Origin of the sequence: Serratia grimesii NBRC 13537 (assembly GCF_001590905.1) — a bacterium.
Taxonomy (GTDB): domain Bacteria; phylum Pseudomonadota; class Gammaproteobacteria; order Enterobacterales; family Enterobacteriaceae; genus Serratia; species Serratia grimesii.
The window spans coordinates 22,777-44,002 of record NZ_BCTT01000001.1 but is presented as its reverse complement, the minus strand read 5'-3'; the positions used below and the strand labels follow the sequence as shown (position 1 = coordinate 44,002).

The 21,226-nt window shown below is 54.4% G+C and carries 20 protein-coding genes; 14 read left to right on the top strand and 6 right to left on the bottom strand.

What is annotated here, in order from left to right; all coding sequences use genetic code 11:
* Nucleotides 1-119 precede the first annotated feature (119 nt).
* Entirely contained in the window at nucleotides 120-1,292 is a 1,173-nt protein-coding gene (locus tag SGR01S_RS00205) for an ROK family transcriptional regulator (RefSeq protein ID WP_061806140.1), read from the bottom strand.
* Between the two features lie 101 nt (nucleotides 1,293-1,393).
* On the opposite strand from SGR01S_RS00205, the gene SGR01S_RS00200 reads away from it, so the two are divergent.
* From SGR01S_RS00200 to ydfG, 11 genes are all read left to right on the top strand, one after another.
* The gene (locus SGR01S_RS00200; RefSeq protein ID WP_061806139.1) at nucleotides 1,394-2,644 is read left to right on the top strand and encodes an extracellular solute-binding protein; all 1,251 of its coding nucleotides are present in this window, start codon (nucleotides 1,394-1,396) and stop codon (nucleotides 2,642-2,644) included.
* Between the two features lie 9 nt (nucleotides 2,645-2,653).
* Nucleotides 2,654-3,562 (top strand): carbohydrate ABC transporter permease, encoded by a 909-nt coding sequence (locus SGR01S_RS00195; protein ID WP_061806253.1) that lies wholly within the window; start codon nucleotides 2,654-2,656, stop codon nucleotides 3,560-3,562.
* Nucleotides 3,552-4,391 carry a carbohydrate ABC transporter permease gene (locus SGR01S_RS00190; RefSeq protein WP_061806138.1) on the top strand — a complete coding sequence of 280 codons (840 nt, stop codon included), beginning with the start codon at nucleotides 3,552-3,554 and terminating at the stop codon, nucleotides 4,389-4,391. Before SGR01S_RS00195 ends, SGR01S_RS00190 begins: the two co-directional genes overlap by 11 nt.
* Before the next feature lie 19 nt (nucleotides 4,392-4,410).
* Nucleotides 4,411-5,364 (top strand): carbohydrate kinase family protein, encoded by a 954-nt coding sequence (locus SGR01S_RS00185; protein ID WP_082797586.1) that lies wholly within the window; start codon nucleotides 4,411-4,413, stop codon nucleotides 5,362-5,364.
* Nucleotides 5,364-6,443, top strand: a complete 1,080-nt coding sequence (locus SGR01S_RS00180; protein WP_061806137.1) for an ABC transporter ATP-binding protein — start codon at nucleotides 5,364-5,366, stop codon at nucleotides 6,441-6,443. The genes SGR01S_RS00185 and SGR01S_RS00180 overlap by 1 nt, the downstream gene beginning before the upstream one ends.
* A gap of 92 nt (nucleotides 6,444-6,535) precedes the next feature.
* On the top strand, nucleotides 6,536-7,057 hold the full coding sequence (gene fecI / locus SGR01S_RS00175; protein ID WP_061806136.1) for a ferric citrate uptake sigma factor FecI: 522 nt from the start codon (nucleotides 6,536-6,538) through the stop codon (nucleotides 7,055-7,057).
* Complete coding sequence (fecR, locus tag SGR01S_RS00170; protein ID WP_061806135.1) at nucleotides 7,057-8,013, top strand: ferric citrate uptake sigma factor regulator FecR; 957 nt, start codon at nucleotides 7,057-7,059, stop codon at nucleotides 8,011-8,013. The genes fecI and fecR overlap by 1 nt, the downstream gene beginning before the upstream one ends.
* Nucleotides 8,014-8,124: 111 nt before the next feature.
* On the top strand, nucleotides 8,125-10,446 hold the full coding sequence (fecA, locus tag SGR01S_RS00165; protein ID WP_082797585.1) for a TonB-dependent Fe(3+) dicitrate receptor FecA: 2,322 nt from the start codon (nucleotides 8,125-8,127) through the stop codon (nucleotides 10,444-10,446).
* Nucleotides 10,447-10,612: 166 nt separating this feature from the next.
* Nucleotides 10,613-12,055: an MFS transporter gene (locus tag SGR01S_RS00160; RefSeq protein ID WP_061806134.1), complete on the top strand. Its 1,443-nt coding sequence runs from the start codon at nucleotides 10,613-10,615 to the stop codon at nucleotides 12,053-12,055.
* 97 nt (nucleotides 12,056-12,152) lie between these two features.
* Entirely contained in the window at nucleotides 12,153-12,674 is a 522-nt protein-coding gene (locus SGR01S_RS00155) for a GNAT family N-acetyltransferase (protein ID WP_061806133.1), read from the top strand.
* A gap of 185 nt (nucleotides 12,675-12,859) precedes the next feature.
* Nucleotides 12,860-13,609: a bifunctional NADP-dependent 3-hydroxy acid dehydrogenase/3-hydroxypropionate dehydrogenase YdfG gene (gene ydfG, locus SGR01S_RS00150; RefSeq protein ID WP_037414888.1), complete on the top strand. Its 750-nt coding sequence runs from the start codon at nucleotides 12,860-12,862 to the stop codon at nucleotides 13,607-13,609.
* A 36-nt stretch (nucleotides 13,610-13,645) separates the two neighbouring features.
* Here ydfG and SGR01S_RS00145 read toward each other — a convergent pair whose 3' ends face one another.
* Nucleotides 13,646-13,972, bottom strand: coding sequence for a YnfA family protein (locus tag SGR01S_RS00145; RefSeq protein WP_037414885.1), 327 nt, complete (start codon nucleotides 13,970-13,972; stop codon nucleotides 13,646-13,648).
* 146 nt (nucleotides 13,973-14,118) lie between these two features.
* Here SGR01S_RS00145 and SGR01S_RS00140 point away from each other — a divergent pair, with 146 nt between their 5' ends.
* Together SGR01S_RS00140 and SGR01S_RS00135 are read left to right on the top strand one after the other, a co-directional pair.
* A complete protein-coding gene (locus SGR01S_RS00140; RefSeq protein ID WP_061806132.1) occupies nucleotides 14,119-14,487 on the top strand; it encodes a DUF1283 family protein in 369 nt (122 codons plus the stop codon).
* Between the two features lie 89 nt (nucleotides 14,488-14,576).
* Nucleotides 14,577-14,876 (top strand): DUF1161 domain-containing protein, encoded by a 300-nt coding sequence (locus tag SGR01S_RS00135; protein ID WP_037414878.1) that lies wholly within the window; start codon nucleotides 14,577-14,579, stop codon nucleotides 14,874-14,876.
* 35 nt (nucleotides 14,877-14,911) lie between these two features.
* Here SGR01S_RS00135 and SGR01S_RS00130 read toward each other — a convergent pair whose 3' ends face one another.
* Entirely contained in the window at nucleotides 14,912-16,399 is a 1,488-nt protein-coding gene (locus tag SGR01S_RS00130) for an MDR family MFS transporter (RefSeq protein WP_061806131.1), read from the bottom strand.
* Between the two features lie 276 nt (nucleotides 16,400-16,675).
* On the opposite strand from SGR01S_RS00130, the gene clcB reads away from it, so the two are divergent.
* The gene (clcB, locus tag SGR01S_RS00125) at nucleotides 16,676-17,956 is read left to right on the top strand and encodes a voltage-gated ClC-type chloride channel ClcB (RefSeq protein WP_061806130.1); all 1,281 of its coding nucleotides are present in this window, start codon (nucleotides 16,676-16,678) and stop codon (nucleotides 17,954-17,956) included.
* Here clcB and bioD read toward each other — a convergent pair.
* From bioD to SGR01S_RS00110, 3 genes are all read right to left on the bottom strand, one after another.
* A complete protein-coding gene (gene bioD / locus SGR01S_RS00120) occupies nucleotides 17,953-18,624 on the bottom strand; it encodes a dethiobiotin synthase (protein ID WP_037414870.1) in 672 nt (223 codons plus the stop codon). The genes clcB and bioD overlap by 4 nt on opposite strands.
* A 166-nt stretch (nucleotides 18,625-18,790) precedes the next feature.
* A complete protein-coding gene (gene mlc, locus SGR01S_RS00115) occupies nucleotides 18,791-20,008 on the bottom strand; it encodes a sugar metabolism global transcriptional regulator Mlc (protein ID WP_037414867.1) in 1,218 nt (405 codons plus the stop codon).
* Between the two features lie 159 nt (nucleotides 20,009-20,167).
* Nucleotides 20,168-21,058, bottom strand: coding sequence for a LysR family transcriptional regulator (locus SGR01S_RS00110; protein WP_037414863.1), 891 nt, complete (start codon nucleotides 21,056-21,058; stop codon nucleotides 20,168-20,170).
* Nucleotides 21,059-21,226 lie beyond the last annotated feature (168 nt).

The following is a 21,226-nucleotide window of genomic DNA, read 5'->3' as shown; positions in this document are numbered from 1 at the left end:
GGAAATAAGGCAGGAATAAGCAAACGGTTGCATTTAAATAGCAACCGTTTGCTTATATTGCGTTAATTGTGTGCGCGCACCAATATTGGGCAAGAATACAAATGGAGGAATGGGTTTTATTACTTCAATAGCACTTCATAACGTGGGTTAAACTCATCAAACAAGGGTAATGCCGCCGCACCTAATGCGGCAGTATCCGCACCGGTGGTCCCCAGTCGTACACGCAGACCGTCAAGGTATTTACTGCGCACAGAGCGATGCAATGGCGCGAGCCGTTTGATCAGTTGTTCGACAAGACTTTCCGGCATCAGGCCGCCAATAATCACGGCTTCAGCGTCAAACATGCATTCGATAATGTTAATCGCCTGACGTAACGCCGGCACCGCCGTATCCAGCCAGGCGTCGATCTGCGACTGTGGTAACGTCAGCAGGTCTTGCGGCATAGCGCGCATCGGATCCAGCCCGCAACTTTCATAGGCCGCCTGTAATGAAACATAGCGTTCCAGGCACCCCTGATTACCGCAATAACACGCCCGCCCCCCCGGTTGCACAATCATGTGGCCGACTTCACCAGCATTGTGCGCATGGCCGGTATAAATTCGGCCATCGGTGAAAATCCCTGCACCAAGACCGGTGCCAAGATACAAATAAATAAACGAGTTAAGCTGCCTGGCTACACCGTGCAAACGCTCACCAATGGCCGCCACGGTAGCATCGTTTTCCAGTGTCACCGGCAGGCCGCTCTGCGCGTTAAGTTCAGCCACTACATCGATATTTTCCCAGCCGTTAAGCGTAGTCGGCCCGACAGATGAGATCCCTTCTACGCCAAACGGCCCCGGCATCACGACACCGACCCCCAACATTTTTCCCCAGCTCAGATCCGGCTGCTGGCGCATTTCTTGCAGTACATCACAAATCAGTTTCAAGGTCGCAGCAGGTTGCGGCTTTTGCACCATAATCAGCCGGTGGAAACGAACGCTGCCTGATAAGTCAACCACGATGATCAGCAATGACTGGTGATCCAGATGGATGCCGATGGAATACGCACTGTCTGGGTTCAGGGTCAACGGCGTGGCCGGTTGACCTCGCCCGCCGGCACGACGCGGCAGGTGCGAGGAGAGAATTCCGGCCTGTTCCAGTTCTGTTGCAATGTTTGAAACGGTTTGCGGCGTCAGTGAGGTCAGTCGGGCAATTTCAGCACGGGTCAGTTCACCGTGCAGACGGATAGCCTCTATCACTACGCGCCGGTTGTGTGCACGAGCATGTTCAAGGTTAGTGCCGGAAGTCGTCATAACTGCCTATGCAGAAAGGGAAATCGTCTTTGCAGTATGGTGCCCTCCAATAAAGCAATCAAATTGATTTAAGAATCTTTTTCAACACCGGAGAACGCACAATGAAAAGCCATACCCTTGCCGCTACGGCAGTCTGTACCCTTTCTGCCCTGGCGCTTAGCCTGTCATCTGCCTATGCCGCCCCGACGCAAATCAACGCGTTGTTTATGACTCAAGCGGCGTACAGCGAAAATGATATCCGTGCCATGACCGCAGACTTTAGCAAACAACATCCGGATATTACCGTTAACCTGGAATTCGTCCCTTACGAAGCGCTACACGACAAAATCGTCGCGGCGCGCGGTGCCGGCAGCAACGGCTACGATGTGGTGTTGTTCGATGCTATCTGGCCGGCGGAATTCACCAAATTCGGCCTGTTGCAGGACGTTACCTCGCGCATCAGTGCCGACGACAGCGCCAAGATCTTTGCCGGAGCCATGACCACCGTTACCTATAAGGACAAACGCTGGGGCATGCCGTGGATACTCGACACTAAATACCTGTATTACAACAAAGCCATGCTAGCCAAGGCCGGGATCACTGCCCCACCGAAAACCTGGCAGGAGCTGGCACAACAGGCAGAAATCCTGAAACAGAAAAACGTGGTCAAATACCCGCTGGTGTGGAGCTGGTCGCAGGCAGAGGCATTGGTTTGCGACTACACCACCTTGGTGTCTGCCTTTAAGGGACAGTTTATCCAGCAAGGGAAAATAACCTTCTCTACGCCGGGTTCACTGCAAGCTGTCGACTATATGAAAGCGTCTCTGGATAAAGGGTTGACCAACCCAAACTCCCGCGAGTATCTGGAAGAAGACGTGCGCAAGGCGTTTTCCAACGGTGATGCAGCCTTCGCCCTTAACTGGACCTACATGTACAACATGGCTAACGATCCGAAGCAAAGCAAAGTGGCCGGTGACGTCGGGATTGTCCCGGCTCCGGGATCGGTGGTAGGTCAGGTCTCTGCGGTTAATGGTTCGATGGGGCTTGGTATCGCCAAGGCGAGCGCCCACCCCGATCAGGCCTGGCAGTACATCAGCTATATGACCTCACAACCGGTGCAAGACAAATACGCCAAGCTGAGCCTGCCGATTTGGAAATCGTCCTACGATGATCCGGCAGTGCAGAAGGATCAGGAGCCGTTGATCGCCGCCGCCAAACAATCGTTGAACGTGATGTTGTCGCGCCCTGAAACCGCTGACTACTCCCGCTTGTCCAACGGTTTGCAACAGGATTTGCAGCAAATTTTGCAGGGCAAGGTCACGCCACAGGCTGGGTTGGATGCCGCGACCCAAAGCGCTGCACGGCTGCGTTAAGCGATGACGATGCTCACTTTACCTCAACGTGAGCGGCGTCAGGCATGGGTGCTGCTGGCACCCATGCTGCTGATGATGCTGCTGTTAACCGCCTGGCCGTTGGCTCGCACCCTATGGCTGAGCTTTACCGACGTGGCGCTGGTGGGCGACGGCGTAACGCCCGCCTGGGTCGGTACGGATAACTTTTTCTACGCACTGACCGACCCGGATTTCCAGGCTGCACTGTGGCGCACATTGTATTTCACCGTGGTGTCAGTGGTATTTGAAGGCGTGATTGGCGTATTGGTTGCGCTGCTGCTTAACCAGAAATTCTATGGTCGTAACGTTCTGCGGGTGTTGGTTATCTTGCCCTGGGCGCTACCCACCATCGTCAACGCCACGATGTGGCGGCTGAACTTCAACCCGGATTACGGCAGTATCAACGCGCTGTTAACCCAACTAGGGGTGATTGACCATTATCGCAGTTGGCTGGGCGATCCTGCTTCGGCGCTGAACGCAGTGATGCTGGCGGATATTTGGAAGAACTACCCGCTGATTACCCTGCTAACGCTGGCAGCGTTGCAATCCATCCCTGACGATCTGTACGAAGCTGCGCGACTGGACGGTGCCACTGCCTGGCGACGGTTCCAAGCCATCACCCTGCCCGCCATTCTGGCACCGCTGGCGGTGGCGTTGGTGCTACGGACGATTGATGCCTTCAAAGTGTTCGACATCGTTTACGTGATGACGCGTGGCGGGCCGATGGACAGTACCAAGACCCTCAGCTTCTTCGTTTACCAGGAGTCGTTCAGCTATCTGCGGGCCGGCAGCGGCGCAGCCCATGCGGTGTTGATGACATTGCTATGCGGCCTGCTGATCGCGTTGTACATGCTGATGCTGTTCCGTCAGCGCAGAAGGAGCCTCGCCGATGAAGCGTAAAATTCGTTTGGTACTGCGCTACAGTGCAGCGCTGTTGCTGGCGGTTTCAATCCTTGCCCCCATGCTGTGGCTGTTTCTGATGAGCGTCAGTTCCTCGGCTGATTTGACTCGTGTACCGCTGGAATGGTTGCCGCGTCATTGGGACTTTTCACGCTACGACAGCCTGCTTTCAATGCAGCCAGGCCAGCCGGGCACCTTGTTCCTGCATGCGCTATTCAACAGCCTGCTGGTGGCCTGCGGCGCTACGCTCATTTCATTATTGCTGGCAATCCCCGCAGCGTTCAGCTTTTCACGCTATCCAGGACGCGATGGCTGGCTGTTTGCCAGCCTGGCCATTTACATGGTGCCCCCCGTGGCCTTTGTGCTGCCGCTGTACTTTATTTTGCAGCAGTTGGCGCTGTTGAACACCCATATCGGTCTGGTACTGGTCTACTGCTCGCTGATCCTGCCGTTCCTCACCTGGATGCTGAAAAACCAGTTCGATGCCCTGCCAATAGACATCGAGCAAGCCGCGCGGCTGGACGGACTGCGTCAGTGGCAGGTGCTGTTGCGCATTACCCTGCCATTGGCCAAACCGGCACTGGGCGCCTCAGCGTTATTCGGTTGGTTGTTGGCCTGGGACGAGTTTTTTTACGCGCTGTTGTTCACCAGCAATATTCAGGCACAGACGTTACCGGTGACCATCGCCGGTTTCACCGCCGGACGTGCCACCGATGACGGTTTGATCGCCGCCGTCGGCATTCTGGCCGCCATTCCGCCTCTTTTTATTGCCATCTGGCTGCAAAAAACGCTGGTTAGCGGTTTAACCAGCGGCGGCAGCAAGGGCTAATTTATTCAGGGAAATTAATATGATGAACACCAACACCAGACCCACGTTGTATGTGGTTGGCAATATTAACGTCGATGTAATCATGAGCACATTGCAACAGTGGCCGCAAAAAGGTACCGAGGCGATGCTGGATCACAGCGAACTGCGCCCGGGCGGTTCGGCCGGTAACTGCGCACTGGCGCTGGCGGCGCTGGAAACCCCTTACCGGTTGGTGGCCAACCAGGGCAACGACTATTTCAGCCCTTGGCTGGCACAGCTGTTCCCGGAAAGTTCGCTGTACTGGCCAACCTACAGTTGCGAAACCTCACTGACCTTCGGTGTCACGCACCCCGATAACGAGCGCACCTTTTTCAGCAATCAGGGCCATATAACCCGCCTGAGTCAGGACGATGTATTGCATCAGATCCCGCTGTTCGCCGGCACTGGCGACACCGTGTTGCTGTGCGGCACCTTCCTGTGTACCACCTTGATGGCGGAATATCCGGCGCTGCTACAAACCCTGCGTCAGCGCGGCTACCGCATTGCGGTTGATACCGGCTGGCCGCCACAAGGCTGGAGTGATGCACTGCGCGGGCAGCTCGCCGACTGGCTGCCGTTCTGCGACATTCTGTTACTCAATGAAGTGGAGACCTGCGGCATGGCCGGTCATGAAGATCTGTACACTGCCGCCCGCACTCTAAACCGGCAACAACCGACCGATGCCGCCTGTGTGGTGAAATGCGGCCCAGACGGCGCACGTATGTGGTGTGGCGAACGCTTGTTGCAAGCGGCAGCACATCCGATAAAGGTGGTCGACACCATCGGCGCCGGCGACAGTTTTAACGCGGGATTCCTGACCGCCTGCCTGTGCGGCCATTCCTCTGCGGTAGCATTACGCTGGGGTATCCATGCCGCAAGTCATGCCATCAGCAGCTCACCGCGCCAGTACCTGGACTGGAACACCCTGAAAACCTGCGCCGGAGAAATGGTCTGATGGCAAGTGTAGAATTGGTAAAAGTAGCCAAATACTACGGTAAACAACGCGTGCTAAACCCGTTGAACCTGACCATTCCCGACGGCAGTTTTACCGTATTGGTTGGCCCCTCCGGCTGTGGAAAATCCACACTACTGCGTCTGTTAGCCGGGTTGGATACGCTTACCGACGGCGCAATCCTGCTGGATAAGCAAAAAATTAACGATCTGGACCCGGCCGATCGCGATATCGCCATGGTGTTTCAGAGCTATGCGCTCTATCCGCACCTGACGGTAGCGGAAAACATGGCGTTCCACATGCAGGTGATGAAAGTGGCCAAAAGCGAGCAGCAGGCCAAGGTACAACAAGCTGCGCGTATTTTGGCGATCGACCATCTTTTACAGCGCTATCCGAAAGAATTGTCAGGCGGTCAGCGCCAACGCGTGGCGATGGGACGTGCCATGGTTCGCAATCCTAAGGTTTTTTTGTTTGATGAGCCGCTGTCCAATCTCGATGCCCAACTGCGTATGGAGCTGCGCGCCGAGATCAAGTCACTGCATCAGCAATTTAAAACCACCACGGTGTATGTCACTCACGACCAGATCGAAGCGATGACGCTGGCTGACCAAATTGTGGTGATGAAAGACGGTAATATCGTGCAGCAAGGTAAACCGCTGGAAATCTACGATGCACCTGCTGATACCTTTGTCGCGCGTTTTATCGGCTCACCGCCAATGAATCTGCTGGAAGGCATCGTCACACCACGTGACGATCGGCCCGGTGTGGCCTGTGGTGAATTGTGGTTTCCACTGCCCGCAAAATGGCATCAAGCCATCCCTGGCAGCGCAGTGATCCTCGGCTTGCGTCCGCATGATTTCCACTTAGTGGAAGACAGCGAGCAACCGGCCGCCACGCTGCGACTGATGGAGATCACGGGCGATGTCAGCCTGCTACATCTCACCTGGGGCAGTTATCGCCTGCATGTCCAATTCAGCGGACGGGTGAATGCAGACAGCGGTCAGTTGCTGTGGTTGGCACCCAACAGCAATGCAATCCACCTGTTTGACGCCGCGACAGGGCAACGATTGAGTGAAAGTTGAGGAACACCCTGCCAGGGACGGCATCAAACTTGAAACGATAACCATTCTCAATTATCATCCGCGCATCTTTATTGACCGGCAGCGCGGAATCCATGTCAGCCACAGCCCCTTATCCCTCTGATGCGCTCACACGCCTTTATGCGACCCACCATGGTTGGCTCCAGGGCTGGCTACGCCGTCGACTAGGTTGCGCATTTGATGCTGACGATTTGGCGCAAGACACTTTCCTTCGGATCCTAAAAAGTGATTCCGCCACCGCCATCCGTGAACCCAAAGATTTTTTGGTCACCCTGGCCAAACGGGTAATGGTCGACTTTTTCCGTCGTAAAACACTGGAACGTGCCTATCTGGATATGCTGGCATTAGCCCCGGAAGCTCTTGCCCCCTCACCTGAACAGCGCCAATGTTTGCTGGAAAGCCTACAGCAGATCGACAGCATGCTCGACGGACTGGGCCCAAAAATCAAACAGGCGTTTTTACTGTCGCAGCTTGAAGGGTTGGGTTATGCCGACATCGCGTTGCGGCTTGGTGTGTCGGTCAGTTCAGTGAAGAAATATATGGCGAAAGCCACCGAGCACTGCCTGCTGTTCAGCCTGGAAAACGAATATCTGTAATGAGTCACAACATCACCCCCGAACAACGCCATGCACTAAAAATGGCCGCCCACTGGTTTGCTCTGTTATGCGATGAACATGTCACCGAGCGCCAACGACAGCAATGGCAGACTTGGCATCAACAACATGATGACCACCGTTGGGCCTGGCAACGCGTCGAAGCGCTACAAAGTCAACTACAGGGCGTTCCTGGCAAGTTTAGCTATCGCACGCTCGACCAGGCCGATCGCCATAGCACACTGGATCGCCGCACGCTGTTGAAAAGCTTGCTGCTATTGCTCGGCGTTGGAGGCAGTTGGATAGGCTATCAGTCTCCGCTGGGGCGTGAGCTGCGTGCCGACTACCGCACCGCCACGGGTGAAATCAAACCGATCATCCTCAGCGACGGCAGCCAACTGGTGCTCAACACCGCCAGTGCAGTCGATGTGCACTACACCACTGAAAAGCGGCTGATCCTGCTGCACACCGGTGAAATTAGCCTTATAACCGGGCGTGACCCACGTCCACTGTGGGTAGAGAGCCAGCAAGGCGCAATGCACGCTCTTGGCACCCATTTTCTGGTACGTGAATCCGAAGGGCACACTCAGTTGGCCGTGCTTGAACATGCCGTCGAGGCCCAATTGGCACAACATCCACAGGAAAAACGCCGGGTTAACGCTGGCGAGAAAATCAGCTTTAGTGCCACAGCATTTAACCCGCAACAGGCAATTGATACCGGTGATGACTGGACCCGCGGTGTGCTCAACGCAAGCCAATGGCGTCTGGACCAAGTGATTACCGAACTGGCACGTTACCGCCATGGCCGTTTGGAATGCGACCCCGCCGTCGCTGACTTGCGTGTCAGCGGCAGCTTCCCGCTGAGGGACCCCGATCGCGCCCTTCTTTTACTCAGCCAAACCCTGCCGATACGAGTACAAAGCTTTACCCGTTATTGGGTAAAAATTGTTCCCGCCTAATTTATTTAAATGAAAATGATAAAAAATCGCATTCTTGATTGTCCCTTTTCCATTCTCATCCGACTCCAGATAAAACACTGCAGCAAAAAATAGAATAATTCAGGAGAAAGCATGACCAATTTTTGGGGAAAACCACTTCAGCCACTGGCTATGGCTATAGGTCTGGCATTCGCAGCACCGGCGATAGCAGAACAACAAACAGCTGCTGCATACCATATTCCCGCAGGTGATCTGGATAGCGCGTTGAATACCTTTGCTGCTCATGCCGGGATTGCGCTGTCGGTCGACGGAAAACTCACCGCCGGCAAACGTTCGCCGGGATTGAATGGTAACTACAGCTTCGACCAAGGGTTGAACGCACTGCTGGCCGGCAGCGGTTTGCAAGCCAAGGCGCTCGGTGGCAATGGCTACACCCTGATCAATATTCCAACCACGCAGAAAGAACAAGACATCACCGTCGTGGGCGACTGGCTGGCTGAAGGCCGACAAATTGACGTGTTCGAACACGCAGGAGCACGTGACGTCGTCCGCCGAGAAGAGTTCGCCAAAACCGGTGCCACTACACTACGTGAAGTGCTAAACCGCGTTCCTGGCGTTGTTGCACCAGAAAACAATGGCACCGGTAGCCACGATATGGCACTCAATTTCGGTATTCGCGGACTAAACCCGCGTCTGGCCAGTCGTTCAACGGTACTGATGGACGGAATTCCGGTTCCCTTCGCCCCTTATGGCCAGCCACAGCTGTCGCTGGCGCCAGTTTCCCTCGGCAATATGGATGCCGTTGATGTGGTGCGTGGCGGCGGTGCCGTTCGTTATGGGCCCCAGAGCGTCGGTGGCGTAGTCAACTTTGTTACTCGCGCTATCCCGAAGACCTTCGGTATGGAAGCTGGGATGCAAGGTCAACTGAGTCCGACGTCCCGTCAGGATCATCCGAAAGGTACCAGTAACCTGATGATTGGCGGCACCGCCGACAACGGTTTTGGCAGCGCACTGCTTTATTCCGGCACCCGTGGCAGCGATTGGCGCGAACACAGTTCGACCAAAATTGACGACGTGATGCTGAAAAGCCGCTATGCCCCCAACGACGTACACACCTTTAATAGCCTGCTGCAATATTATGAAGGTGAAGCGGACATGCCAGGCGGTCTGAGCCGGGCAGATTACAATGCTAACCCATTTCAATCGACGCGTCCGTACGACAAATTCTGGGGCCGCCGCCAGTTGGCAAACTTCGGCTATCAGTACCAGCCGGACCAGCAACACAAGTTCGACGTACAAAGTTTCTATACCTATACCCTGCGCAGCGGTTATCTGGATCAGGGCAAGAACCTGACACTGTCCCCACGTGAATACTGGGTGCGCGGCGTGGAGCCCCGTTACAGCCAAAGCTTCCGTTGGGGACAATCGGCGCATGAAGTTGGTGTGGGCTACCGCTATGTTAGCGAGTCCACTCACGAGCTGCGTTATTACAGCAAGGCCAGCAACGGCATACTGCCGTCAACCAGTAGCCCTTACGATCGTGATACCCAATCCGGTACCGATGCCCACGCATTTTATATCGATGACCGTATCGATATCGGCGACTGGACCATCACGCCGGGCATGCGTTACGAACATATCACCTCGTATCAGAACAACTACATCAAGAATAACCGTCTGGATGTGAGCTATAACGCGCCACTGCCAGCGCTGAACGTGATGTATCACCTGAATGAATACTGGAATCTGTACGCGAACACTGAAGGCTCATTCGGTACCGTGCAATACAGCCAGATGGGGAAAGCGGTCGACAGCGGTAATATCGAGCCGGAAAAAGCGCGCACCTGGGAGCTGGGAACTCGCTATGAGAGCGATGCGCTGCAGGGGGAAATCGGCCTGTTCCTGATCAACTTCAATAATCAGTACGATTCCAATCAGGTCACCGACAGCGTCACCGCGCGCGGCAAAACCCGTCACGCCGGGTTGGAAGGCAGCTTGCGTTATGATCTGTCACAGCTGACACCGACACTTGATGATATGACGGTATACGCCAGCTATGCCTATGTCGACGCAACCATCCGTGAAGATGGTGCTTACCGGGGAAATCAGGTGCCGTTCTCACCAAAACATAAGGGTACGCTGGGACTGGATTACAACCCAGGACATTGGCGGTTTAATGTCAACAGTGAATTCCAGTCCAGTCAGTTTGCCGATAACGCCAACACTGTAGCCGAAAGTGCTGACGGCAGCACCGGCCGCATTCCTGGCTATATGCTGTGGGGCATGCGCGCCGCTTATGACTTTGGGCCAGAAATGGCTGGGCTGAACCTGGGCGCCGGCGTTAAGAATTTGTTTAACCATGAGTATTTCACTCGTGCTTATGACGACAATAATAAAGGGCTGTACATCGGCCAACCACGTACCTTGTATCTGCAAGGCTCTGTGAAGTTCTAAGCTCCTGCGGGCGCAATCGCTGCGCCCGCTAATAATCACCCACCTAACCTCTTTTTAACCTCTGCCCAATGCGCTATGCTCAAAAACCCTTCCGGCATTAACATTTTTGAAACGGGGTTTTTGTCATGTCTGCATTCCGTCTGTGCGCCATTCGGTGCGCTCTGCCATGAGTTTTTTTTCACGTGCAAGTGCACTGCCTTTGTTGGTGGCCGGTGCCTTTTTTATGGAGAATCTCGACGGCACAGTGATTGTTACCGCCATGCCACAAATGGCAGCCGCTTTTGGCGTACGACCGGTAGACATGAACATCGGTATTTCAGCTTACATTTTGACGTTAACGGTGTTTATTCCCGCCAGCGGCTGGATTGCCAACCGTTTTGGCGCCCGTAATATCTTTGCCGCAGCGGTGCTAATTTTTACCCTGGCATCGGTGTTGTGTGCTGCCAGTATTAACCTGCCTACCTTCACCGCAGCCCGTATCCTGCAAGGCTTTGGCGGCGCACTGATGGTACCGGTTGGCCGATTGGTGGTGCTACGCAATACCGCTAAACCCGATTTGATCAAAGCCATTGCCACCATTACCTGGCCTGGATTGGTTGCCCCCATTCTCGGACCCCCCGTCGGCGGTTTTATTACGACTTATGCCTCGTGGCACTGGATTTTTATTCTCAACGTACCTTTGGGCATCGCCGCCCTGTGGCTGGCCTGGCGACTGATCCCACAGGAAAGATCGCAGAAAGGCGTGCCATTTGACGCGCTCGGCTTCGTGTTAACCGGGATTGCCTGTTTCGGCCTGATGTTCGGTCTGGATTTGATCAACCACCCGCAACTTTCTGGGTGGGTGCCTGCACTCTGTATTATCGGCAGCCTGGCATTAGGCGCACTGGCGGTTCGTCACGCCAAACGCACTGAGCACCCGCTGATCAATCTGTGGGCGATGCGCATAAAAAGTTACGCCGTCACTATTTGGGGTGGTGCGCTGTTCCGCATCGCCATTGGCGCCGTGCCCTTCCTGCTGCCGCTGCTGTTCCAGATCGGCTTTGGCCTGAACGCCTTCGACGCCGGGCTCTTGGTGTTGGCGGTATTTGCCGGTAACCTGGTGATGAAGCCGTTTACCTCGGCGGTGCTGTACCGTTTTCGCTTTCGCACCACGCTGGTGGTCAATGGCCTGTTGAACGCCGCCACTATTTTCGCCTGTGCCCTGCTGACGCCACAAACCCCGACCTGGCTGATTCTGGCGCTGCTGTTCGTCAGCGGGCTGACGCGTTCCATGCAGTTCACCGCACTCAATACGCTGGCATTTTCAGAAGTACCACAATCACAGATGAGCGGTGCCAACACCCTGTTTAATGTGTCACAACAAATGGGCAGCGGCCTGGGTATTGCCATCGGCGCATTGGCGTTGCGAGTGGCGGAGATGCTGATGCCACAGTCAACTGAGCGTATCCCATTGGCCGATTTTCAGTGGGCATTTGTGGTCATCGGTGTGATTGCACTGGTGGCCGTATTCGACAGTGCAACCCTGAATGCAAACGCCGGTAGCGAGGTTCGTCAAAGAAAATCCCCAGAGTCACCACTGACGAACGCACCTCAACGATTGCAAAAATAAGTCGCATCTGCTGCCAATCAACGTAGTATCGATGATCCGCCCCATTTCACCGGTGCGGATTTTTTGCCGTTTTGGCCTGAAAAGCGAGGTAATAATAATGATTCACAGTGACCTTTCTCAGTGCCGCGTTAACACCGACCGGTTGATGATTGCCCCCTTTACAGCAGCAGACGCCGACGATGTTTACCAGGCGATCACCCCTACCTTGACGCGCTTTATGAATTTTGAACCGGAGGAGTCGCCGGAGGCGTTTGAGAACGTGTGGCAAGGTTGGTTACCGTTAATCCGCGAAGGCGAGGAAGTGATTTTTATCGCTCGCCTGCGTGACAGCAAACAGTTTGTTGGTGTGGGTGGCGTACACGATTTGCACGGCACTACGCCTGAGCTGGGCATCTGGGTAAAAGAGAACCTGCACGGCAAAGGTTATGGCCGTGAAATTGTCCACGCTATGGCGGTATGGGCCAGTGAACGCTACCACCCGCAACACTTTATCTATCCGGTGGCAGAGCAAAATACACCGAGTCGGCGCATCGCCGAATCTTTAGGTGGTGTAGTGGCCGGTCGACGTGAAAATACCAAATACGACTGCGTGGTGTATCACGTTCCCCCACAGCTCTAATCACGTTATCGGGTCGCTCTACTCGGCCCGGCTTTAAAACACACATGATAAACTGAGCGAAAACCGCCCGTCTGGCAGCAGCGATAGCGGTTTTTCATCGTGGATGCCGATAACCACTGCCACTTGAAGTGGGATTATGCTAATCCTATTAGCATGTAGGGTAAAAACAGTTGAGGAACAGCAACATGATCATTTTTGTCACGGGCGCCACATCCGGTTTTGGCGAAGCTATTACACGACGCTTTATCCGAGAAGGCCATCAGGTGATTGCCTCCGGCCGTCGTATTGAACGCCTGGAAGAATTGAAAGACGAATTGGGTGATCCGCTGCATATCGTCCGCCTGGACGTACGCAACCGGGCGGCAATTCAGCAAGTGATTGACGAACTGCCTGCGGCACTCCGCCAAATTGACGTGCTGGTGAATAACGCCGGGCTAGCGTTAGGTCTGGAACCGGCCCATAAAGCCAATGCTGACGATTGGGAAACGATGATCGACACCAATACCAAAGGTTTGGTCAACATGACTCGCGCCCTGCTGCCTGGCATGGTTGAACGTAACATCGGTCATGTCATCAACATCGGCTCCGTCGCGGCTAACTGGCCCTATGCAGGCGGTAACGTTTACGGTGCCACCAAAGCCTTCGTGAAACAGTTCAGCCTCGGCCTACGCGCCGATCTGCACGGCACGCGCATCCGCGTTACCGACATTGAACCGGGCCTGGTAGGTGGCACCGAATTCTCTAACGTGCGCTTCAAAGGTGACGACAGCAAAGTTGACAAGGTATATGACGGAGCCAACGCGTTGACGCCTGAAGATATCGCCGAGTCGGTGTTCTGGGTGGCAACCTTGCCGGGTCACGTCAATATCAACTCGCTGGAAATCATGCCGGTTAGTCAGTCATTTGCCGGGTTGAACATCCACCGCGATGCCTGATCCTGTGTGTGGCAGGGCTTGCCCTGCCGCCGTTTATCAGGCTGTACGCCAGCCGGAAACAATAATCAACATCCCCACCAAGGCCACACCGGCCCCCAGCCAGTCCAACGCGGACAATTTAACGCCGTCTACCACCCGCAGCCACAACAGCGCAGTCGCCACATAAACACCGCCGTAAGCCGCATACACTCGCCCGCTGGCCGCAGGATGCAGCGTCAGCAACCAGACAAACAGCATCAGACTCGCCGCCGCCGGCAGCAACAGCCAGACGCTGGCACTTTTTTTCAGCCACAGGTAGGGTAAGAAACAGCCAATGATCTCGGCCAATGCCGTGGCGAAAAATAACAGTGTGGTCTTGACCATGGGAAAGCTTTCTCTCTATAAAGTAAACGAGGCCGTGCTTGGCTGGTGCAGTCTAAGGGCGCGATGGTATATTTATCAACACGCCAGAGGGCGCAGTAAGCCAGTGTTGCCGTTTTCAGGCAACACTAACTCATAAGGATGAAACGATGAAAACACTTTCGACTCAACGACTGCTGCGCGGGATGCTGCCGGTCGCTATGCTGATGCTGATGGGTGCCTGGCAGGCGCCAGCACTGGCCGCCACCTGCACTCAGGGCAGTACCTGCGTTACCGTCGATGGCAGTAACAGCGGTGCCATGAGCACCGAAGCGGCTCGCCAGAGCAAACAGCAGTTCAACGACACCAAATCTCTGCGCAATAAGGTCAACACCCGCGTGGAGAAAGAGTTCGACAAGGTAGATAAGGCCATTGATAACGAAGAGCGCTGCGATGACAGCCTGAATGTTAACGCTTACTGGGAACCAAACACCCGTAAGTGCCTGGATCGCCAGACGGGCCGTCAGATTAATCCTTAATCTTGCCGCAGCACGCGGCGGTCGTTACCCCACGACGCCGTTGCTGCTATCCTGATAAAGGAAGCCCATTCTCAAATAAGGATGAATTGATGAAAAAAGCGCTTATCCTGGGTGCACTGCTGATGGCCTCAGCACCGCTAGCTGCCCTGGCCTCGTGCGAGAGCGTGAAGGCTGATATATCACAGAAAATTGTCAACAACGGTGTGCCAGAATCCGGTTTCAAGCTGGATATTGTGCCTAATGACCAGGCCCAACAAGCTGGCGGGCTGGTGGTAGGCCACTGCGAAAATGACACACAGAAGATTGTCTATACCCGCATAAGTAACGGTGATGACAATGGTGATGCGGCGCAAACCGGCACCAGTCAGGACACAAAAACCTCGCAATAATTGCCGTTCAGGGCGCGCTAGGCGCCCTTTCTCTTTTACGCCTGTTCCGCCTCTTCACCTTCACCCTGTGGCCGGTGCCGCGCCGGGATCAGCATCGCCGCCGCTAGCGCCAGCAATGACAACAGCGCAGAAACCAAAAACACCCAGTGTAGCGAAGCGGCAACCTGTTGCGTCATATCCACCAGTATTTCTGGCGTCATCGCGCTACGCGCTGCAGGTTCCATCAGTTGCTGCACTGGATCGACCGTTTGTGGCAAACGAATTTGCAGATTGATGTTCAACGTCGCACCCAAAATAGCGGTACCAATGGCTGAGCCCATCATTCGAGTAAACACCGTACAGGCGGTGGCGATACCGCGAATGCTGTGATGCGCAGCGTTTTGCACCGACACCAAAAATGTCGTGTTGCACAACCCCATACCTGCACCAACCATAAAGGCCGCGACCCTTCCCCATAACAGACCGCCGGCAGGTTGCAGCAGCAACAGAATCAGTCCCCCTGCCAACAACAGCAAAGCCCCCAGCAATGCAGTGGTTCGATAAGAGGTCATGAGCATCAACCGCCCACTAAAGGTGCTGGCCAACGGCCAACCGATCGACATTAATGCCAGCGTGGTACCGGCCTCCAACGGCGTTCCCCCCATCACACCCTGAATAAAGGTTGGCAGGAAGGCGCTGATCCCCATCATCGCAGCACCAATCACCAGCCCCCCAATATTACCGGCCACAATTACCCGGCTTTGCCACAGCGCCAGCGGGAATAACGGCTCTGGTGCGCGTCGTTCCTGGCGGATCAGTAACATCAGCGAGACGGCCGCCAATACCAACAAAGGCAATACCCACCAACCGAGGTTTTCTGCCTGCAACAGTGACAGCAGCAGCGCGGTAACAAATAGCGTCAACCAGGCGGTACCCGCCAGATCCAGCGCGTGTTTACGTACCTGTTGGCGAGAAGGGAGATAACGAGCAAGGAAAAACATCGCCAACAGACCGATCGGCAAATTTACCCAGAATACCAACGCCCAGGGTAAATGCTGGACGATAAACGCCCCCAGCAAAGGGCCAATAATCGCCGACACACCCCAAACACTGGAAATATAGCCCATAACCTTTGGCCGCTCGGTAGGGCTGTAGATATCACCGATAATGGTGGTCGCTGTTGGCATAATAGCCCCGGCGCCTAACCCTTGCAGCAACCGAAAACCAATCAGCCAGTACATGTTCGGCGAGAAACCGCACAGTACCGAACCCAGTAAGAACAGCGATGCGCCAAAGAAAAATACCCGCTTGCGCCCCAGCAGGTCCGCCAGTCGACCATAAATTGGAATGGTAATGGCCTGGGCCAGTAAATAGACCGCAAATACCCAACCGAGCAGGGAAAACCCGCCAAGATCACCAATAATGGTCGGCATCGCCGTGGCGACAATGGTTGCTTCAATCGCTGACATAAACATCGCCAACATGCAGGCAATCAGGATCAAGGGACGGTGTGCGATGGGTGCAGATACTTCGTTATTTGTCATAGCGTTATTACAAACCGTGGATTCTTATTTTCACCCAATTATACCAGCCGAAAGAAACGCTGCCGTTATCTGAGTCTACTTAGCTGTTTTTACTGGCGTAAAGCGCACCATTTGAACGCATAGTGACAGTGTCACTGTAAGTCAGGGTAATTTATCTACATAACCAACAAAGCGCGAAGCTATCGGCGAATCTGTAAAGATTCTCTGGCCTTCGGTCGGGCCGCCAAGCACAATGCAAAGCTGAACCTTTCATTTTTCTCACGATTTTATTGACGCATGAAACGATTGGTCCACCTGCACCACTATCGCGCCCTGCTGCGCCGTCTGTTTATTGCCATTTTTCTTGGTATTGCCGCCGCGTTGGTGGTTTGGTTGTTTCACCGTGCAATGCTCGGGCTAGAGTGGTTGTTGCTTGATCATGGTGAAGGCAGCCTGGTGGCTGCCGCAGCCGCGTTACCTGGCTGGCGCAGAGCATTAACGCCTGCACTGGGTGGCCTGGCCGCCGGCTTGCTGCTGTGGATTTATCAGCGTTATCAGCACCAGCGGCAGATAGCTCCCACCGATTATATGGAAGCGATCGAAACAGGCGACGGCCGACTCGACGTCAGCGCCAGCCTGGTCAAATGTCTGGCTTCACTGCTGGTGGTATCGAGCGGCAGCGCTATCGGTCGCGAAGGCGCGATGATTCTGTTGGCAGCATTGGTGGGGTCGGTCTTTGCCCAACGCTTCACTCACGAGAAAGAGTGGAAGCTATGGGTGGCCTGCGGCGCTGCAGCCGGGATGGCCAGTGCCTACCATGCACCACTGGCGGGCAGCTTGTTTATCGCTGAAATACTGTTTGGTACCCTGATGCTGGCCTCTCTCGGGCCGGTGGTCATTGCCGCCGTCAGCGCACTATTGGTAACCAACCTGCTCAATGGTGGCCAAGCGCCGCTGTATTTGGTCGAACCCTTGCCTGCACCTTGGCCAATACAATATCTGCTGATGGCGCTACTCGGCATATTAGCCGGTGTCTGCGGGCCGCTATTTTTATGGGCAATGTCGGCTTCCGGCCATGCTTTCCGCTCATTGCGTCTGAAGCCACCACTGCAATTGGCGCTCGGTGGGTTGATTGTGGGGTTACTCTCGTTACTGTTTCCTGAAGTGTGGGGCAACGGCTACAGCGTGGTGCAGTCACTGCTTAGCGCGCCGCCCGGGGTATTATTGGTTGGCGCGATTCTGATCTGCAAGTTGCTGGCTGTACTCGCCAGTAGCGGTTCCGGTGCGCCTGGCGGGGTGTTCACGCCCACCCTGTTTGTTGGCGCTGCACTCGGTTCAGTGGTTGGGCAATTATGTGCCCTTTGGCCGGAATTAGGCAGTGCGGTGCCGCTGCTGATGGCGTTAACCGGCATGGCCACGCTGTTGGCTGCAACCACCCACGCGCCAATTATGGCTGCATTAATGGTGTTCGAAATGACCGGTGAATATACGCTGCTGCCTGGCATCTTGCTGGCTTGCGTGATCGCAACCACCGTGTCACGTGGCTTACGTTCAGTATCGGTCTATCACAATGCTTAACGGCCCAGCAGAGGCGTAATATCCAGATAATGCGCCAACTCACGCTGCTCAGCACGCGGCAAATAAGGAATCTCCCCCAGCAGCGGCGCAGGAATGCGCTGCTGCAACGCCTCGATGGTTTCAGCGTAGTGCGCCAAACCTGGATTAATGCGGTTTGCCACCCAGCCCAATAAAGGCAGACCATCATTGATAATGGATTGTGCGGTTAGTAATGCGTGGCTAACACAACCTAGTTTAATTCCTACCACCAAAACCACCGGTAATTGCTCTTGGATAACCCATTCGGCGTAAGGCCGCATGTCGTTCATCAACACACGCCAACCGCCACTTCCTTCAACCACCACGGTATCGGCTTTCGCGGATAAATGCTGCAAACCGCTGCTCATCACGCCGTAGTTGATGTCGTCGGTAGGCTGGGCGTGAAACACCTCTTCCAGGCAGGTGATAGGATTAATTTCTTGATACGACAACGGCATGGTTGAGGATGTCTGTAAAACCAAAGCGTCTTTATTGCGAAGGCCTTCGCTGGTTTCCTGACAGCGTGCGGCAACAGGCTTATAGCCGGCCACAGAGCGGCCTTGTGCAGCAAATGCCTGCAACAAAGCGCGGGAAACCACGGTTTTACCGACATCGGTATCCGTACCTGTAACAAATAAACGCGTTAACATGACTTAATTGCCCCGAGATGCACCGTTAACCAAAATATCACCGCAAAGACGGCGAAAGAGACGAACGGGAAAAGTCTAGAGGATGCCGGGGCGACGGGGCTTGAGGTAGCTCAACCTTTTGTCGTTAAACGATAAGAATTACTGATTGGTAATGAGGGTATATGGCCTATCCTTGCAACAACTGCACCAACAGAGAGCCGTTATATAACGCTTCTTTTACCAGCGCGGCACCCGGCATAGTGCCCTTATTGAAGAACTGCGTGGATTCTACCTTCACATGCTCACTGTAAGCCGGTAGCGATTGTTGGCGGATACAGGAGGCAATTGCCGGATGAAGAATGTCCGCCGCCCGGTTCAACGGTGAACCGACCAGAATTTTTTCCGGATTGAACAGATTGACCATGATAGCCAAAATCCGGCCTACGCTGTGTCCAACCCCAAGGATGATGTCTTTCGCGAGTTGATCACCCGCCATCGCGGCATCACACAACGACTCAACCGTCAGTGGTGCGCCATGCAGACTTGAACTCATCGACGTGCCAAGACGTTGCTGCGCGATTTCCAGCATGTTTTCGATACTGGCAACAGTTTCCAGGCAACCGTGGTTACCGCAGTAACAGCGTTTGCCATAAGGATCCACCTGAGTATGACCAATCTCAACCACGCTGTGGCTACCGGCGTGCAGGACTCTACCGCCAGTGATCACACCCGCCCCTACGTTGTGGTCGATCACCACCTGAATCACGTTTTGGCTGCCGCGTGATGCACCGTATAAGGCTTCGGCCATTGTCCAGGCGCTAATGTCGTGTTGCAGATAAACCGGCAGACCGGTACGCGTTTCCAGCGCCGGGCCTAAGGGCATGTCTTCTACGTCGTAAAATGGCATGCGGTGCACGACACCAGAAACAGCGTCAACCATGCCTGGCAGCGTAATAGCGATAGCCGTAAGCCGCTCAAGCTTGCTTTGATGACGAATGAAGAATTGGTCAACTTCACCAAGAATACGTTTTAACAGGGGGTCGGGATGCTCGGCGGCTAAAGGCAACAGCTCTTCGACCACCAATTTGCTGCTGATATCACGCAGCGCCAGCGTAATGGTGCCACGACTGATGCGAGCGGACAGATAGTGCCAGGCTTCAGTGTCCAGCACCAACCCCACTGCAGGACGGCCACGGCTGCCGACTTCTTGGTATTCGGTTTCTTTAACCAGGTGCGCTTCCAGCAGTTCGCGAACGATTTTGGTGATACTGGCGGGGGCGAGCTGCGCGCGTTTGGATAATTCAATACGCGAAATGGGGCCCAGTTGATCGATTAACCGATAAACTGCCCCTGCATTTGTTTGCTTGATTTGATCAATATGCCCAGGCTGCCCAACAGCAATCACAAACCTGCTCCTACTATTTTTCGCGCTTCTAAATAAAGACTATCGGCTATGGTGGGGCTTTTGTAATACAGCGTCAACTATTTGATTCGTTATGTGATTTGCTGCACAAATTCACCCCACTTTCACTGCGGATTGTGTTTTATTTACCCAGCCAGACATTCAGGTTAACAGCAATGTCATTAGCGATTTGGCCGCTGCGGTCAATGGCCTTTGTCGATGGTGCACTAGCCACACTTCCGTCATTGCGTCCGGTTCTGCCAACGGCAAATATTGCACCCCGTCGATTTTAACGCGTGCGAAAGACGCCGGCAGAATAGAAATACCCAATCCGGAAGACACCAGACCGATAATGGTCATCGCCTCGCCAACCTCCTGCGTGATGTAAGGGGTGATCCCCGCTTTGGCCAGCAAGGATAAAATTTCGTCATGCAGCGCGGTGCCTACCTCACGTGAGAAAAACACGAAAGGCTCTTCAGCTAAATGTTGGAAGCGCAATGTGCCTGGTGCAACATAGGTTAACGGGTGCCCTTCCGGCACCACGGCCACCAACGGCTCACACAGCAAAAGCTGATGTTTCAATGCGTCTGGTAAACGCGTATTACGCATAACACCCAGATCCAGCTCACCATTGAGCAAGGGTTCGATCTGCTGTTTGGTGTTTACTTCGCGCATTTTAATATGCACCTGTGGGTGTTGTTGCCGAAAAGCCCGCAAGCTACGCGATACGACGCTGATAAAAGGGGCTGAAGACGTGAAACCTATGGTTAATTCCCCCAATTCCCCGCGCTCCAAACGGGCCGCTTTCTCCGCCGCCCGGCCGACCTGATCGAGTACCTGATAAGCTTCTTTCAGGAACATTTCTCCCGCCTGCGTCAGGCTGACATTGCGGTTGTTACGTGCCAACAAACGCGCACCAACCATTTCTTCTAACGCCTGGATTTGCTGACTAAGCGGTGGCTGTGAAATCCGCAAGCGCTCTGCTGCACGACCAAAATGCAATTCTTCCGCCACGGCGACAAAATAACGCAGGTGTCTCAACTCAATATTCATACTTTAAACATCTCAATTTTAATTATTAATATATTAGACAAAAAACTGCCCTCTCCCTATGATTTTGTTAACTCATTAAATGCTGATATATGCCCAATAGCTTTCAAGTTGCAGCCAGGCGCCCAGCTCGCACATCCCCAAACGCTTACTTGAGTAAGCGACTGGCGT